At 64.6% G+C, this 15,336-nt stretch carries 13 protein-coding genes; 10 read left to right on the top strand and 3 right to left on the bottom strand.

What is annotated here, in order from left to right; translation table 11 throughout:
• Positions 1 to 141 precede the first annotated feature (141 nt).
• Positions 142 to 1,284, top strand: coding sequence for a L,D-transpeptidase (locus HWY05_RS18995; protein WP_244146647.1), 1,143 nt, complete (start codon positions 142 to 144; stop codon positions 1,282 to 1,284).
• A gap of 127 nt (positions 1,285 to 1,411) precedes the next feature.
• On the opposite strand, the gene HWY05_RS18990 is transcribed toward HWY05_RS18995, so the two are convergent.
• Entirely contained in the window at positions 1,412 to 2,284 is an 873-nt protein-coding gene (locus HWY05_RS18990) for a DMT family transporter (RefSeq protein WP_176059221.1), read from the bottom strand.
• Between the two features lie 136 nt (positions 2,285 to 2,420).
• Complete coding sequence (locus HWY05_RS18985; RefSeq protein WP_035556384.1) at positions 2,421 to 3,980, bottom strand: AarF/UbiB family protein; 1,560 nt, start codon at positions 3,978 to 3,980, stop codon at positions 2,421 to 2,423.
• A gap of 175 nt (positions 3,981 to 4,155) precedes the next feature.
• On the opposite strand from HWY05_RS18985, the gene HWY05_RS18980 reads away from it, so the two are divergent.
• A complete protein-coding gene (locus HWY05_RS18980) occupies positions 4,156 to 4,911 on the top strand; it encodes a DeoR/GlpR family DNA-binding transcription regulator (protein ID WP_176059220.1) in 756 nt (251 codons plus the stop codon).
• 11 nt (positions 4,912 to 4,922) lie between these two features.
• Here the strand turns inward: HWY05_RS18980 and HWY05_RS18975 are convergent, their stop codons facing one another.
• The gene (locus tag HWY05_RS18975; RefSeq protein WP_176059219.1) at positions 4,923 to 6,086 is read right to left on the bottom strand and encodes a 2-aminoethylphosphonate--pyruvate transaminase; all 1,164 of its coding nucleotides are present in this window, start codon (positions 6,084 to 6,086) and stop codon (positions 4,923 to 4,925) included.
• Between the two features lie 333 nt (positions 6,087 to 6,419).
• Here HWY05_RS18975 and phnS point away from each other — a divergent pair, with 333 nt between their 5' ends.
• The 8 genes from phnS to HWY05_RS18935 all read left to right on the top strand — a co-directional run bounded on the left by phnS (position 6,420) and on the right by HWY05_RS18935 (position 14,737).
• Positions 6,420 to 7,511: a 2-aminoethylphosphonate ABC transporter substrate-binding protein gene (gene phnS / locus HWY05_RS18970; protein ID WP_035556390.1), complete on the top strand. Its 1,092-nt coding sequence runs from the start codon at positions 6,420 to 6,422 to the stop codon at positions 7,509 to 7,511.
• Between the two features lie 146 nt (positions 7,512 to 7,657).
• The gene (phnT, locus tag HWY05_RS18965) at positions 7,658 to 8,758 is read left to right on the top strand and encodes a 2-aminoethylphosphonate ABC transport system ATP-binding subunit PhnT (protein ID WP_035563002.1); all 1,101 of its coding nucleotides are present in this window, start codon (positions 7,658 to 7,660) and stop codon (positions 8,756 to 8,758) included.
• On the top strand, positions 8,736 to 9,692 hold the full coding sequence (gene phnU / locus HWY05_RS18960) for a 2-aminoethylphosphonate ABC transporter permease subunit (RefSeq protein WP_035556392.1): 957 nt from the start codon (positions 8,736 to 8,738) through the stop codon (positions 9,690 to 9,692). Before phnT ends, phnU begins: the two co-directional genes overlap by 23 nt.
• Entirely contained in the window at positions 9,682 to 10,545 is an 864-nt protein-coding gene (gene phnV, locus HWY05_RS18955; protein ID WP_176059218.1) for a 2-aminoethylphosphonate ABC transport system, membrane component PhnV, read from the top strand. The genes phnU and phnV overlap by 11 nt, the downstream gene beginning before the upstream one ends.
• 76 nt (positions 10,546 to 10,621) lie before the next feature.
• Positions 10,622 to 11,368, top strand: a complete 747-nt coding sequence (locus tag HWY05_RS18950) for a phosphonate utilization associated transcriptional regulator (protein WP_035556393.1) — start codon at positions 10,622 to 10,624, stop codon at positions 11,366 to 11,368.
• A 54-nt stretch (positions 11,369 to 11,422) separates the two neighbouring features.
• Positions 11,423 to 12,724: a phosphonoacetate hydrolase gene (gene phnA, locus HWY05_RS18945; protein WP_176059217.1), complete on the top strand. Its 1,302-nt coding sequence runs from the start codon at positions 11,423 to 11,425 to the stop codon at positions 12,722 to 12,724.
• Entirely contained in the window at positions 12,721 to 14,172 is a 1,452-nt protein-coding gene (gene phnY, locus HWY05_RS18940) for a phosphonoacetaldehyde dehydrogenase (RefSeq protein ID WP_176059216.1), read from the top strand. The genes phnA and phnY overlap by 4 nt, the downstream gene beginning before the upstream one ends.
• A 4-nt stretch (positions 14,173 to 14,176) precedes the next feature.
• Positions 14,177 to 14,737, top strand: coding sequence for a phosphonate degradation HD-domain oxygenase (locus HWY05_RS18935; protein WP_176059215.1), 561 nt, complete (start codon positions 14,177 to 14,179; stop codon positions 14,735 to 14,737).
• Positions 14,738 to 15,336: the final 599 nt, after the last annotated feature.

Below are 15,336 nucleotides of genomic sequence, written 5' to 3'. Positions count from 1 at the left end.
CTGGTGCGCCGGAGAAAGTGGATTGCACGTCGGCTCGCGAGACATGATCGACAGATCGCAATGCGCTAAGTAACATTCTCGTTCCGAGCGCCGCATGAGCCGGCGAGCTGTCAATAATAATCAGGTTTGCTCAAACACGCGATGAACTACTCCAATCGGCCTGGCCAGCCTGTTTCCGATCGCTCGACCTCTGTGTCAATGGAGCGTCGGCACGAAGTAATTGAAGTAATTGAAGTAATGGGTATGTCGGTTTTCTTTTCTGCTTCGCGCGCGAGTTGCGCGGGTCGTTCTTTTCATCGTCTGACGGGCGCGTTGGGCGCTGTGTTGTGTGCGCTGTCGTGTAGCGTGGCGTTGGCGGCGGGGCCTGTGGCGGCTTCTGCTTCTGCGGCGGTGTCTGCGTCTGCTTCTGCTTCTGCGTCTGCGGCGGTGTCTGTGGCGCCGTCGGAATCGGATGGGCCTTCCGCCTCGGCGGTGGCATCCCTCGTCGCTGCGCCCGACGCGGCCGGTGTCGTCGACCCGCATCGCGCATTATTGCTGCGTGACATGTTCACGAAAGACGTCACGCGCCGGTTAAAAGTACCGGCCACGGAGCAGCGCGCCTACGCCGAGCGCCTGCAAACGGCGCTCGTCGAACACGCGCTGGGCAATCTGTCGGGCCAATATGTCGTGATGGTCGATCGCAACGCCAACGTGCAGGCGCTGTTCATCTACTTCCGCGGCGCGCCGGCCGACGCCTGGCAGATGATCGGCGCGTCGCCGGTTTCCACCGGCCGGCCGGGCGAGTACGACCACTTCATCACGCCGCTCGGCGTGTTCGAACATACGCCGGCCAATATGGATTTCCGTTCCGAGGGCACGCAGAACGAAAACCATATTCGCGGCTACGGCAAGCGCGACATGCGCATCTTCGACCTCGGCTGGGCACAAGGCGAACGAGGCTGGGGCAACGGCGGCATCTCGCAGATGCGCTTCCAGATGCATGCCACCGATCCCGACCGTCTCGAGCAGGTGCTCGGCATTCGTCACTCTAAGGGCTGCGTGCGGATTCCCGCGTCGTTGAATACCTTTCTCGATCACTACGGCATTCTGGACGCCGGCTATGTCGCGTTGGTCGAATCGGGCAAATCGCTATGGGTGTTGAAGAGCGATCGTCAGGTCACACCGTGGGCGGGCCGCTATATCGTCGTGGTGGACTCCGAGCGCAAGAGCCGCCCGGCGTGGTCGCCGCTGCCGGGCGGCAAGGCGCGCGCGAAAGTGCCGGCCGCGGCGGACACGGCGGATTGATTCGCTGCCGTCGCCGTCGCCGTGGCTGATGGTTGTGCCGGTAACTTGCCTGCCGGCGCATTGATTCGCTGCGCTTTGCCGGCCATGATCGCCGCACCGCACCGCACCGCACCGCACCGCGCCACACTCACGAGCGCGCCAGCAACACCCCCACCAACGCCACGCCGAACCCCGCGATCTGCACCGGCAGCAACGTTTCGCCGAAGCCGATATACCCTTCGAGCGCGGCGAGCGGCGGGGCGAGGAACATCAGCGCGGTGGCGCGCGCCGCGTCGCCGCGCCTGACCATCCACACCAGCAACGTGACGCCGATACCGGACAGCATCACGATGCCCCACGCCAACGACGCCCACAACGTACCCGAAGCGATCCAGCGATGCTCGCCCAGCGCGAGCGCAAGCAGACCCGCGACGAGCGCCGCGCCGAAATTCTGCACCGCGCTTGCGCTGCGGATATCGGCCTTGGCCAGCGATGTTTTCTGAAACAACGTACCCGCTGTAATCGCGCCGACCGCGACCACTGAAATCAGCACGACCAGCCACGATGGCGCGTTGCCGTGCGACGCAGGCACAGCGGCGGATGCCAGCTTCGGTTCGAGCACCAGCGCGACGCCGGCCAGACCGAGCGCCATGCCGGCCCAGCCACGCCGCGACAAACGTTCGCCGAACAGCGGTGCCGCGACGGCGGCGGTCACGAGCGGCTGCAGCGCGCCGAGCAACGCCATTACGCCGGCGCTGAGTCCTTGCGCCACGGCCCAATAGCCGGCGCCAAGATAGACGCCCTGCAGCAGCGCGCCCGCCAGTAGGTGCTTGCCGAGGTCGCGCCCGCTCGGCCATGCGGCGCGAGCGCCGAGCGCGACGAGCGCGAAGATCGTTGCCGTGCCGCCGAAGCGCGCGAGCAAAAAGAGATTGGGATCGGCGTAGGGCGTGATCGCGCGGGCGACCACGAAACCGGTCGACCACAACACGACAAACAGCGCGGCGATTGACGAAGCGAGCATCGGAAGAGGTGGTGTGGAAAAACCGCCATCTTGTCGAGGTACACGAAGCGTGTCTTGTTCGAAGCTGCAATGGGCGTAGGGCTAGTGGGCCGCATCTGCGTCGCACAGACATCAGCACCTCACACGCCCACCCACCTCACCACATCAACAAAACCGTCCCCGCCCCCAGCACCCCGCCGCACACCGCGCACGCCCACAGCAAAACCCGCGTGCGCCGGTATTCACGACCGATATCCGCCATCAGTTCGGCACTCTGCCGCGGCGTCCGCGCGCGGTCGTGTTCATGCTGCAGGTAACGCACCGCCAGTTGCGGCACGCGCGGCAGCATATGCGCGAGATGCGGCAACTCGCGCGACAGACGCTTGATCCAGCCGCGATGATCGAGATCGCGCCGCGCGATACCCGCCAGCACGCCTCGCGTGATATTCCACGTATCGACGCCCGGATGCAGCGCGCGCGCCAGCATTTCCGCCTGCTGGAACGAGCGTTGCGCACTGGCGAGCCGCCCCGGCACCGCGCCGTCGAACGGATGCACTGCATGCAGCAGATGATGAAACAGCGACCCCGCCGAGCGGTCTTCCGGCGCCGCCGCGAAATGCGCTTCGGCGCGCGTGCGCAATTCGGCTTCGAGCATTTCCGCGCGCGTGTCGTGCGGCACGTGCCCGGCCGCGCGATGCATCTCGGCAAGGCGTCCGTAATCCTGGTCGAACAATGCACTCGCGCCGTGCACGAAGAACTCGCGTTCGCCGGTCGACAGACTCGACATGATCGAAAACTCCGCCAGCACGAGACGCCCCAGCGTGTCCGGCTCGATGCTCACGCGCACGCGCCGGGAGTCGAGCGTGGCGTGGAAAAAGCCGTGCTCGAACGCCTGCTCGGTCACCACCTCGACGATATGCGCGGCGAGCGGCGCGAGCTTGACGTGATGCGCGTGCAGCCCCGGCAGATCGCTCGCCGGCAAGGTGCTGATGCGCTGCATGGTCAGCGTGTGGTTCGTGCACAGGTCCCAGATCACGTCCGGCACGACGATGCGTTTGTCGCCGTCGAAATGATGGCCGGTCTGGCTCAGATTGGCGGCCTCGGCGCGCAGATCGAAGCGGCGCTGAATGTCGTCGGTAAAACTCTGCGCGAGTGTGCGCAATTGCAGGCGGCGCGCGCGGCGGGAAAGCTTTTCCATCCAGCGCGCGACCCAGCGCAGCAGCGCGAGTTCGTCGCCGATCTGCTGCAACTGATCGGCGCGCACCAGTTTGATCGCCACTTCGCTATGACCGTTGACCGGCACGAGCAGGCGCGCCAGATGCGTTTGTTCGGCGAAGCCGCCGCGTACCGGCGTCAGATCGACGGCGCTAAACAGGGTGGCGAGCGGCCGGCCGAACGCGCGCGCGAGCGCTGCTTCGGATTCCGCGGGCGGCAGCGGGGCTTCCATGTGATCGATCGCGTCGATCGCGTCGTGCAACGTGCCCGTGGCGAGTTCGGGGCGTTCGGCGAGCGTCTGCGCAAAGCGGCTGGCGAGCGGCCCGAGCGCCGGCAGCACGCCGTGCAGACTCGCGCCGCTGCGGCCGGACGCGCGCGCCCGGTCGAGCAACTGGATCATCCAGTGCAGTTTGTGGTCGGGGGGCGCGGCCAGCCAGATCAGACGCGCGCCGTAGCGCAGCGCGTGGAACAGCAGCAGTAAGCGGCGAAGCAGTGGCGGCATCGGCAGTTCAGTGGAGGGACGAGGCGGGTTCGGCAATCGTCGGCGCGCGGCCAGGGTGATCAGGTTAGCAGGTCGGCGCGTCAATTGGCGCATCGCCGCGTCACGCGTAATACAATACGCCGGCCTTCTCCAACCGTGGCGAAACCCAAGTGTGCCGGCTCCCGGCCATCACCCGATGCTCGCAGAACAACGTCATCAATACATCCTGGCGCAAGTCGCCAAAACCGGCGCGCTTTCGGTGGCCGAGCTGGTGCGCGAACTGAACGTGTCGCGCGAGACCATTCGTCGCGATCTGAATGCGCTGGCCGGGCGCGGTCTGCTGGTCACCACCCACGGCGGCGCGCTCTCGAGCGACCGGCGCGAGCCCGATCTCGATACGCGCGAAGCCGCGAATGCCGGCGCGAAGCGCGCCATCGGCGAACGCGCGGCGGAGTTCGTGCCGGACGGCGCGTCGCTGATCGTCGATTCGGGCAGCACCACGCAGGCGGTGGCGCGGGCGCTGCTGGACCGCCATCGGCTCACGGTCTACACGAACGACTGGCGCATCGCGCTGCTGCTCGGCCGGCGCAACGACAATCGCGTCACGCTGCTGGGCGGCGAGCTGTCGGATATCGAAGACGCTACTTTCGGCCTCGACACCGTTCATCAGCTCACGCAGTACCACGCGGATTTCGCGTTCATCGGCGCGGGCGGCATTTCGCCGGACGGCTATCTGAGCGACTACAGCCGCATGGCCGCCGAGGTGCGCAGCCGCATGATCGCCGCTGCCGACATGGTGGTGATCGTCGCCGACCATTCGAAGTTCGGCCGCGTGACGCCGGTGCGTATCAACGGGATCGAGTCGGCGCGCTATCTGGTGACCGAGCTGGCGCCCGAGCGCTCGCTCGGCAAGGCGATCGCGGCGCACGGGCCGGAAATTCTGATCGCCTGAGGCCACGCGGCTTAACGCACCTGGATTCCCAGCCGCACGAGCGTGCGATCGATCGCGGCCACCGCATTGCGCAGATCGTCCGCATCGATCGCGCCGATGCAACCCACGCGAAAGGTCTCCACCTGCGTCAGCTTGCCGGGATACAGCACATAGCCTTCGTCCCGCACCGCCGCATAGAAATGCGCGAAGTTATAAGCCGGATCGCGCGGCGCGTGGAACGTGACGATCACCGGCGCCTGCACCTCGGCCTGTAGAAACGGCTCGAAGCCGAGCGCTTTCATGCCGCTAACCAGCGTCGCGCAGTTCCGCGCGTAACGCGCGCCGCGCGCCGGCTGACCGCCTTCGGCAATAAACTGGTCGAGCGCCTCGCGCAACGCGGCGACCACGTGAGTGGGCGGCGTGAAGCGCCACTGCGTCGTCTTCTGCAGATAGGCATATTGATCGTACAGATCCAGCGCGAGCGACGGCGAACGTCCTTCACTCCGTTCGAGCTCGCTGCGGCGCACAATCACAAAGCACATCCCCGGCACGCCTTCGAGGCATTTGCCACTCGCCGAGATCAATGCGTCGATGCCGCCGCGCCGCAGATCGATCGGCAATGCGCCGAACGAACTCATCGCGTCGACGATCAGGCGCCTGCCGTGCCGCTGACATACCGCGGCGATATCGTCGAGCGGATTGAGCAGGCCGGCGCTCGTTTCCAGGTGAACCAGCGCGACGTGGCTGATGCGAGAATCGCGATTGAAAGCGTCTTCCACGGCGGCGGCGCTGACCGGTTGGTCCTCGCGCAGCGCCAGTTCGACGTAAGCGAGCCCCATACGCTGCAATATCCGGATCAGACGGGCACAATACGCGCCGTTGTTCGGCACCAGCGCGCAGCCTTGACGCGGCACCAGCGTACCGATGGCCGCTTCGACCGCGAATGTCCCGCTGCCTTGCAGCGGCACGCACACGTAGTCGCTTTCGCCATGCACGATATTCACCAGCTCGGCGCACACGCTGTGCGTCATGCGATTGAAAGCGGCGTCCCACGAACCCCAGTCGCGCAGCATCGCCTCGCGGGTTCGCAATGAAGTGGTGAGCGGCCCAGGAGTCAGCAGGATCGGGTCGTTGGCAGAGTTCACGCAAGCCTCCGTCGGCAGGGGAAAATTGACGGTTGAAGGATCGCCGTCCATTCGGGTCGACGAAACGACGATTTGGATATTATTGGCGAATTGTGTCATTTTTTGGAATTTGCCAGAATCGTCATGGCGTTGTCACGGAAACCTGTGATCCTTGCTATGCCCGTTCAGGCATGGCAGCGCAGCGCGAGTGTCGTAGGTGAGCTGTAAGTCAGGCTGAAGAGGAAGCAGCAAAGTTGTCGGCAATCTGCAATCTGTAATGTGCGGATCCGGGCACGACAGCTGGTTGCGGGCAACACGCATGCGGCGCGGCGCTACCGCCGTTCAATCACAACAGGTATCGGGACATCCCGACCGTCTGGTTTTTTGCCTTTCGGAGAGAGCGACATGACAAAGACGAATTCCCTTCACGCCACCGCCGGTCTCGCACGCAAGCTGTTGCCGGCGCTGGTCGCCGCGGCAGCGTTCGGCGGCACGGCCATCCAGGCTCACGCGGCTGACGCCGTGGTCCTGTACACCGCCGACGGCCTCGAAAACCTTTACAAGGATGTGCTGCCGGCCTTCGAAAAGAAGGAAGGCGTGAAGGTCAACATCGTCACGGCAGGCAGCGGTGAAGTAGTGAACCGCGCCACCATCGAAAAAGATCAGCCGAAGGCCGACGTGATCGTCACGCTGCCGCCCTTCATCCAGCAAGCCGATCAGAGCGGCCTGCTGCAGGCTTATCAGAGCGCCAACTACAAGAACGTGCCGGCTATCGCCAAGGCGCCGAACGGCGCGTGGGCGACTTTCGTGAACAACTATTTCTCGTTCGCGATCAACCCGGAAGTCACGAAGACCCAGCCGAAGACGTTCGCCGATCTGCTGCACCCGGACTTCACGGGCAAGATCGCTTACTCGAACCCGGCCACGGCCGGCGACGGCATGGCGGTGATCATCCTGACGTCGTCGCTGATGGGTGAAGACAAGGCGTTCGACTATCTGAAGAAGCTCGAAAACAGCGCCAAGTTCCACACCAAGGGCACGGGCTACCTCGACGTGCTGCTGTCGCGCAACGAAATCGCGGTCGCCAACGGCGATCTGCAAATGGATCTAGACGACGCTGCCAACGGTGGCCTGTCGCTCAAGCCGGTGTTCCTCGCGGCCACGGCCGGCGGCCAGCCGACCACGTTCCAGTTGCCGTACGCGATCGGCTTGATCAAGAACGGTCCGAACCAGGCGGAAGGCAAGAAGCTGATCGACTACCTGATGTCGACGGACGTGCAGTCGAAGGTGCCGGACATCTTCGGTATTCCGGGCCGCACCGACGTGCCGCTCGCCGGCAAGAACGGCGAAGCCGTCAAGCAGGCAATCGCCGGCGTGAAGCTGATTCCGGTGGACTGGAACCAGGTGATGGCGAAGAAGGCCGATTGGACCGCACGCTGGAAGAACGACGTGATCGGTTCGTCGGGCAAGCAGCTCGACGTGGTCAAGCCGAAGTAAGCCGTAATTCGCAGCGCGGCTGAACCGCGCTGTTGAAGCAGCAACGCCGCTGACGTAACCACGCGGTTGAAGCAATAGAGTCAGGCGGCGCCTCCGGGTCTCCCGGGGCGCCGCGTCAGCATTAATCTTGTTGGAGGATGAACCCGGTGAATACGGCCAGTCTTGCTCACCCAGGCGCGCTCGGCGCCTCACCGGACGCGCTCGACGCCGCGCGTTCGACTACGCCGGGCGGCGTGCAGATCGACCATCTGACGGTGCGCTTCGGTTCGCGCACGGTGCTCGACGATCTGTCGTTGACCATTCAGCGCGGCGAACTGCTCACCGTGCTAGGCCGCAGCGGTTGTGGCAAGACCACGTTGTTGCGTTTCATCGCCGGGTTTATCGAGGCGGACGGCTTGTCCGGCACGCTGACCGTGGCCGGTCACGACCTCACGCACGTGCCGCCGCACAAGCGCAATCTGGGTCTGCTGTTCCAGAGCTATGCGCTGTTTCCGCATCTGTCGGTGTTCGATAACGTCGCGTTCGGTTTGCGCGCGCGACGCACGCCGTCCAAAGACGTCGCACGGCGCGTGGCCGATGCCTTGAAGCTGGTGCAGCTCGGCGACGCCGGTCACGTGATGCCCGCGCAACTGTCGGGCGGCATGCAGCAGCGCGTGGCCCTGGCCCGCGCGCTGGTGATCGAGCCCGACGTGCTGCTGCTCGACGAACCCCTTTCCGCACTCGACGCCAATCTGCGCGCGTCGGTGCGTTCAGAACTGAAGGCGCTGCACGAGCGGCTGCCGAATCTGACGATCGTCTGCGTGACGCACGATCAGGACGACGCGCTGGTGCTGTCCGACCGCACGCTGCTGATGCGCGAAGGCCGCATCGCCCAACTCGGCACGCCGCAGCAGTTGTACGACACGCCGAACGACGGCTTCGTCGCACGCTATCTGGGCGCGGCCAATCTGCTGCCGCCGCAGGTCGCCTTCGGCATGGGCGACGTGCGTTACAACGAACGCGACCGGGTTGCCTGTCTGCGTCCGGAAGCATTGCGTATCGTGCCGCTCGGCGAAGGTCAATTGCACGGCGCGATTACCTCGGTCGAATGGTATGGCGCGGTGTTGTCGGTATCGGTCGTGCTGGACGCCATGCCCAACGAACCCGTGCTGGTCCAGATGCAGCGCGGCCACGGCATGATGCCGGAGAAGGGCGCGCGTGTTTCCCTGCATTACGAGGCTGACGATGTCGTCCTTATCAACCCCTGATACGTCCGATTCGCTCGGCGCAGCGGCCGCCGCCGATGCCGCCGCGGCCCGCCGCCGCGCCAGCGCGGCTTCGCACACGGCGGCGGTGAAGCGGCGCGAGCGCAGGGCGCAATGGCACCTGCTGTTCATCGCGGTGGTGGTGCTCGGCCCGCTGGTGATCTATCCGCTGATCCGCCTCGTGCTGCTGAGTCTGACCGGCGCGCACGGCTTGAGCGTGCAGGCGTATGTGCAGTTCTTCGGCAATCCGGAAACGCGCGGCGTGATCGGCACGACGCTGTGGATTCTGTTCGCGAGCGCCGGGCTGGCTTCGCTGCTCGGCGTGGCGCTGGCTTCGCTGCTGTTTTTCAAGCCGTTTCCGGGCGCGCGCATGGTCACGCGCTTTCTCGAACTGTTCGTGGCGTTCCCGTCGTTTCTGGTCGCGTTCACGCTGATCTTTCTGTACGGCTCGCAAGGCTCGGTCAGCATCGGCTTGCAGCGGCTGTTTCATCTGCAGGCGCCGCCGCTCGATTTCCTGTTCGGTGTGGGCGGCGTGATTCTCGCGGAAGTGGTGTTCTACGCACCGTTCGTCGTGCGTCCCACGCTGGCCTCGTTCGCCACGCTCGACATGCGTCTGATCGAAGCCGCGCGCAGCCTCGGCGCGAGCACCTTTATGGTCGCGTTCAAGGTGATCCTGCCGCTCGCGTGGCCGGGCATCGCGGCCGGCACGATTCTGTGTTTTCTGCTCACGCTGAACGAGTTCGGCATTCTGCTCGTGCTCGGCAGCGCGCATCTGATCACGCTGCCGGTGGCGATCTATAGCTCCGCCACGGTCGATCTCGATCTGCCGACCGCCGCCGCCGGCGCGGTCGTCATGCTGATCATGTCTTTGTCGCTGTACGCGTTGTACCGCCAGGTCAACCGTCGCAAGGTGAAAGGAGCGGGCCATGGCCGTTGAACTCGACCCGACCGTTTTGCCGGTCATGCACAAGAAAGCGCGGCCGGTGCGCCGCAGTCTGCTGACACGCCTGCTGAGCGGGCTGTTTCTCGGCTTCGCCGCGCTGCTGTGTTTCTGGTTGTTCGTGTTGCCGGTGCTGGTCGTCGCGTTGTCGAGCGTGGCCGCGCACTGGTCCGGCACGATCCTGCCGGACGGCTTCAGCATGCGCTGGTTCGAGCGCCTCGGTTCGAGCGACTTCGACGCGCTCACCACCAGCCTCGAAATCGGCATGGGCGTCGCGGTGCTCGGCACGATTGTCGGCCTGTGGCTCGCGCTGGCGCTCGAAGGGCGCGACCGCCGCGGCCTCGGCGCCGTGGTCGACACCATCGCGATGATGCCCAACGGGGTGCCGAGCGTGGTGCTCGGGCTCGCCGTGCTGATCGCGTACCACAAGCGGCCGCTCGATCTGTCGAGCTCCGCGGCGATCGTCGTGTTCGTGCAGCTCGCGCTGGTGCTGCCGTTCTGCTACCGCTGCGCGGCCGCCGCGCTGCGCCCCGAGCTGACGATTCTGCGCGAAGCGGCCGCGAGCCTTGGTGCGCCGCCGTCGATGGTGCTGCGCCGCGTCGTGTTGCCGCAACTGGTGCCGGCCATCCGCGCCAGCCTCGCGCTCGGCTTCGCGTTGTCGCTCGGCGAACTCGGCGCCACGCTCACCGTGTATCCGCCGGGCTTCGCGACGGTGCCGATCGTCGTGGTCGGTCAGGTGGAGCGCGGCTACTACCTGCCGGCCTCCGCGCTGTCGCTGATTCTGCTGATGGTCTCGCTCGCCGCGTTGCTGTTGATCGCCGCGCGCGTGCCGCGTCGCCGGGCAGACTGACGAACCTCTTTCGGGAAGCGTGCGGGCGTGCCGCCGTCGCACATCCGCACATTTCGATGTGGCAAAATTTGTCAAAATGACCGAATATATGCAAACGTCTTCAGTCGATCCGATCGACGTGGTGCGCAGGCATTCGTTGACCACGCTGGTCCGCGACGAAATCGAACGGCACATCGTCGAAGGCGCGCTGACACCCGGCGACAAACTCAATGAAGCCGACTGGGCCGCGCGTTTGCAGGTGTCGCGCGGACCGGTGCGCGAGGCGTTTCGTGCGTTGGAGCAGGCCGGTCTCGTGCGCACCGAGAAGAATCGCGGGGTGTTCGTGCGGACGGTGTCGCTGGCTGAAGCGGATGAGATTTACGCGGTGCGCGCGGTGCTCGAAGAGGCGGCGTGCCGGATGCTGGCGGCGCATATCGACGCCCGCAAGCTCGCGGTCCTGCGCGATTGGCTCGACGCGATGCGCGCGGCGCTCGACACCCAGGATCACGACGCCTACGCGCGCGCCAACGTGGGGTTTCACGATGGGCTGGTGGCGGCGTCGGGCAATCTGAAGCTGTATGAGACGTATCGCAGGCTGGTCAGCGAATTGAGTCTGTTCCGGCGTGCCGCGCTGGAGGTGCATGCGAGCGCGATGGAGCGCTCGCTGGCCGAACACCGCGCGATTCTCACGGCGCTCGCGTCGCGCGACGCAGAGCAGGCCGCGGCGCTGATGCGCGCGCATGTAACTGGCGGCCAGCAGCGCGCGCATGCGGCGTGCGAAGCGGTCTGCGAAGTGACGGGGACGTCGGGCGCGGCGCGGATGTCGTCGGCGTCGAACGAGTGAGAGTCGTGGCAACCTGAATACAACGCGCGTGGCGCGCACGCATGGAAGGCAACGATGGCAGACGCAAACCTGAACGCAAGCCCGAACGCAAACCTCGACGCAAGCGAACGTACGATCGACGTCAACGGCCGCCGTTACCGGCTACCCACGCAGCCGACGGTGGTGGTGTGCGTCGACGGCTGCGAATTCGACTACCTCGAAGCCGCGGTTGCGGCCGGCGTCGCGCCGTTCATCGGCACGATGCTCAAAGGCGGCGCCGCGTTCAAGGGCGACTGCGTGATCCCGTCGTTCACCAACCCGAACAACCTGTCGATCGTCTGCGGCGTGCCGCCGTCGGTGCATGGCATTTGCGGCAATTACTTCTGGGACCCGGACGCGAATGGCGGCGAGGGCGCGGAAGTGATGATGAACGACCCCGCCTATCTGCGCGCCGGCACCTTGCTGGCCGCCGCCGCTGAAGCGGGCGCGGCCGTCGCTGTAGTCACCGCGAAAGACAAACTGCGCCGTCTGCTCGGCTGGCAATTGAAGGGCATCTGCTTCTCGGCGGAGAAAGCCGACAAGGTCTCGCTCGAAGAAAACGGTATCGCCGACGTGCTCGATCTGGTCGGCTTGCCGGTGCCGGACGTGTACAGCGCCGGGCTCTCCGAATTCGTGTTCGCGGCCGGCGTGCGGCTCGCGCAAACGCGCAAGCTCGACCTGATGTATCTGTCGACCACCGACTACATCCAGCACAAATGGGCGCCGGGCACCGAAGGCGCGAACGCGTTCTACGCGATGATGGACGGCTACCTCGCGAAGCTCGACGCGCTCGGCTGGGTGATCGGCCTGACCGCCGACCACGGCATGAACGCCAAGCACGATCCGCAAACCGGCGAGCCGAACGTGATCTATCTGCAGGACGTGCTGGACGACTGGTTCGGCGACAGGACCACACGCGTGATCCTGCCGATCACCGATCCGTACGTGGTGCATCACGGCGCGCTCGGCTCGTTCGCGACGATCTATCTGCCGCGCGAGGTCGACGCCGCGCAGGTGATCGAACGGATCGGCCGCTTGCAGGGCATCGAAGCCGTGCTCGATAACCGCACCGCGTGCGAGCGTTTCGAGCTGCCGAACGACCGCGTCGGCGATATCGTCGTGGTCAGCACGAAGCATGTCGTGCTCGGCACGCGACGCGCCGACCATGATCTGTCCGGGCTCACGGTGCCGTTGCGTTCGCATGGCGGTATCTCCGAGCAGGAGGTGCCGTTGCTGTTCAACCGGCGTGTCGAAGGATTACCGTCAGGCAGCGGTGGCAAACGCCTGCGCAACTTCGATATCTTCGACATCGCCTTGAATCGCGTGTCGTCATCATGAACGCGACGCTGCGGGACCATCCGGCTTTTCGGGCGGAAGCGCTGCGGCTCAAAGGTGAGCGTGCCCTGCGCTCGCGCACGCTCGACGTGTTCGATCCGTATACCGGCACGCGCGTGGGCACGGTTCCGCTGGCCAGCGTCGACGACGTGCGCGCCGCGTTCGAATACGCCGCCGCGTATGACGCGAAACTCACGCGCTACGAGCGCTCGCAGATTCTCGAACGCGCGGCCGCGTTGTTGCGTGGGCGAACCGAGCAGGCGTCGGATCTGATTTCACTCGAGTCCGGTTTGTCGAAGCAGGATTCGCGCTACGAGATTGGCCGTGTCGCCGACGTGCTCAAGTTCGCGTCGATCGAAGCGTTGCGCGACGACGGCCAAAGTTTTTCCTGCGATCTGACGCCGCATGGCAAGCAGCGTCGTGTGTTTTCGCAGCGTGAGCCGTTGGCGGGCGTGATCGTCGCGATTACGCCGTTCAATCATCCGATGAACCAGGTCGCGCACAAAATCGCGCCGGCGATCGCGACCAACAATCGGGTGCTGTTGAAGCCGTCGGAAAAGGTGCCGTTGTCGGCGTTCTATCTCGCCGACGTGCTGTACGAAGCCGGCTTGCCCACGCCGATGCTGCAGGTGCTGACCGGCGATCCGCGCGAAATCGCCGACGAACTGATCACGCATCCGCTGGCGGAACTCGTTACGTTCACGGGCGGCGTGGCGATCGGTAAATACATTGCGGCGAAGGCGGCGTACCGGCGCGTGGTTTTGGAATTGGGCGGCAACGATCCGCTGATCGTGCTCGAAGACGCCGATCTCGAACGCGCCGCGACGCTCGCGGTGCAGGGCTCGTATAAGAACTCCGGGCAGCGCTGCACGGCAGTCAAGCGGATGCTGGTGCAGAAGAGCATCGCGGCGGATTTCACCGATCTGGTGGTCGAGAAAACGCGGGCGTGGTCGTTCGGCGATCCGTTCGACGCGGCGAATCAGATGGGCACCGTGATCGACGTGGCCGCCGCGCAGCTTTTCGAAACGCGCGTGAACGAGGCTGTCGCGGCCGGTGCGCGGCTGCGGCTCGGCAACCAGCGCAACGGCGCGCTGTATTCGCCGACGGTGCTCGACGGCATCGATCCGTCGATGGCGGTGGTGCGTGAGGAAACCTTTGGGCCCGTGTCGCCCATCATCACCTTCGACACGCTCGACGACGCCATTCGCATCAGCAATGGGACGGCGTTCGGGTTGTCGTCGGGCGTGTGCACGAACCGGCAGGACGCGATCACGCGCTTCATCAACGAATTGCGCGTGGGCACCGTCAACGTGTGGGAAGTGCCCGGTTACCGGATCGAGTTGACACCGTTCGGCGGCATTAAAGATTCCGGGCTTGGCTATAAGGAAGGCGTTCAGGAAGCCATGAAGAGCTTCACCAATCTGAAGACCTTCTCATTACCGTGGGAGTAAGACCGTGGCATTGAGTTTGAACGACATCCGCTCGCTGTTCGAGCAGTACGGCAAGATCGCCTACAGCGGCGAGCCGGTGACGCAACTGGAGCATGCGCTGCAGAGCGGGGCGTTGGCGGAACAGGCGGGCGCCGGCGAAGAGCTGGTCGCCGCGGCGTTCCTGCACGACCTGGGGCATCTGCTCAATCTGCAAGGCGAAACGCCGACGGAGCGGGGCATCGACGATCTGCATCAGTATTTCGCGCTGCCGTTTTTGCGGCCGGTGTTGTCGGACGCGGTGCTGGAACCGATCCGCTTGCACGTCGACGCCAAGCGCTGCCTGTGCGCAATCGACGACACGTACTTCGGGCAACTGTCCGCCGACTCCGTGCGGAGTCTGGAACTGCAGGGCGGCATTTTCAGCAGCGAGGAGGCGAGCGCGTTCCTGCAGAAGCCCTACGCGGAAGATGCACTGCGTCTGCGCAGATGGGACGATCTTGCCAAGGAAGAACATCGCGCGACGCCGGACCTCGATCACTATATGAACCTAGTCGAGCGAGTGATGAGCCGGCGTTTGGTTGCTTGAATGTGAGTGTTGTCTCTGCGCCCCGGCCGGTGCCGGGACGTGTCTTTTGCGCCAATTCTGGCGCGATCAATGCAGATCAAAATAACGCTTGCAAGGCCCTGCGTGGGTCGCTAGAATCTCGCTCTTTCGTGCTTCGGACACCGAGGCACGGGAGGCGGGAGAGCCAGCAATGGCAAGGGTTTCAGCGAAGTGAACGGGTTGAAAAAGTTATAAAAACCTGTTGACGACGTAGCGAAAGTTCTCCATAATCTCGTTTCTCTGCTGCAGATGCAGCGACGCAGAACGAAGCGGTGCCGGGTGGTTGTGAGGTTGACGACACGTGGTGCTGGTCCGGTAGTGAATGCGTAATCGATCTTTAAAAATTAACAGCCGATAAGTGTGGGCGCTTGATGCGAGACGCGAGGCGGATCTTTCGGGATCTGCCGCAAAGCGAAAGTATCAAGTCTCACACAGTAATGAAAGGAAGGTTTGGCCGTCGAAAGACGATCGAACAATTCGTCAGTACGTTGAGTGAGCGACCGGTTCTTAACGGAACCGAAAAACAGTAACAGGTTTGAACTGAAGAGTTTGATCCTGGCTCAGATTGAACGCTGGCGGCA

This window comes from Paraburkholderia sp. BCC1876, from assembly GCF_902833695.1.
Classification (GTDB): Bacteria; Pseudomonadota; Gammaproteobacteria; order Burkholderiales; family Burkholderiaceae; genus Paraburkholderia.
Note: the sequence above shows the minus strand (reverse complement) of the source record. Positions and strands in the feature narration are given on the sequence as shown.

Coding starts and splice junctions, on each gene's coding strand:
- phnY (WP_176059216.1), top strand. CDS start 12,721: ATGAACGCGACGCTGCGGGACCATCCGGCTTTTCGGGCGGAAGCGCTG.
- HWY05_RS18975 (WP_176059219.1), bottom strand. CDS start 6,086: ATGGACGGCGATCCTTCAACCGTCAATTTTCCCCTGCCGACGGAGGCT.
- HWY05_RS18990 (WP_176059221.1), bottom strand. CDS start 2,284: ATGCTCGCTTCGTCAATCGCCGCGCTGTTTGTCGTGTTGTGGTCGACC.
- phnV (WP_176059218.1), top strand. CDS start 9,682: ATGGCCGTTGAACTCGACCCGACCGTTTTGCCGGTCATGCACAAGAAA.
- HWY05_RS18950 (WP_035556393.1), top strand. CDS start 10,622: ATGACCGAATATATGCAAACGTCTTCAGTCGATCCGATCGACGTGGTG.
- HWY05_RS18985 (WP_035556384.1), bottom strand. CDS start 3,980: ATGCCGCCACTGCTTCGCCGCTTACTGCTGCTGTTCCACGCGCTGCGC.
- phnS (WP_035556390.1), top strand. CDS start 6,420: ATGACAAAGACGAATTCCCTTCACGCCACCGCCGGTCTCGCACGCAAG.
- phnA (WP_176059217.1), top strand. CDS start 11,423: ATGGCAGACGCAAACCTGAACGCAAGCCCGAACGCAAACCTCGACGCA.
- HWY05_RS18995 (WP_244146647.1), top strand. CDS start 142: ATGAACTACTCCAATCGGCCTGGCCAGCCTGTTTCCGATCGCTCGACC.
- phnU (WP_035556392.1), top strand. CDS start 8,736: ATGTCGTCCTTATCAACCCCTGATACGTCCGATTCGCTCGGCGCAGCG.
- HWY05_RS18980 (WP_176059220.1), top strand. CDS start 4,156: ATGCTCGCAGAACAACGTCATCAATACATCCTGGCGCAAGTCGCCAAA.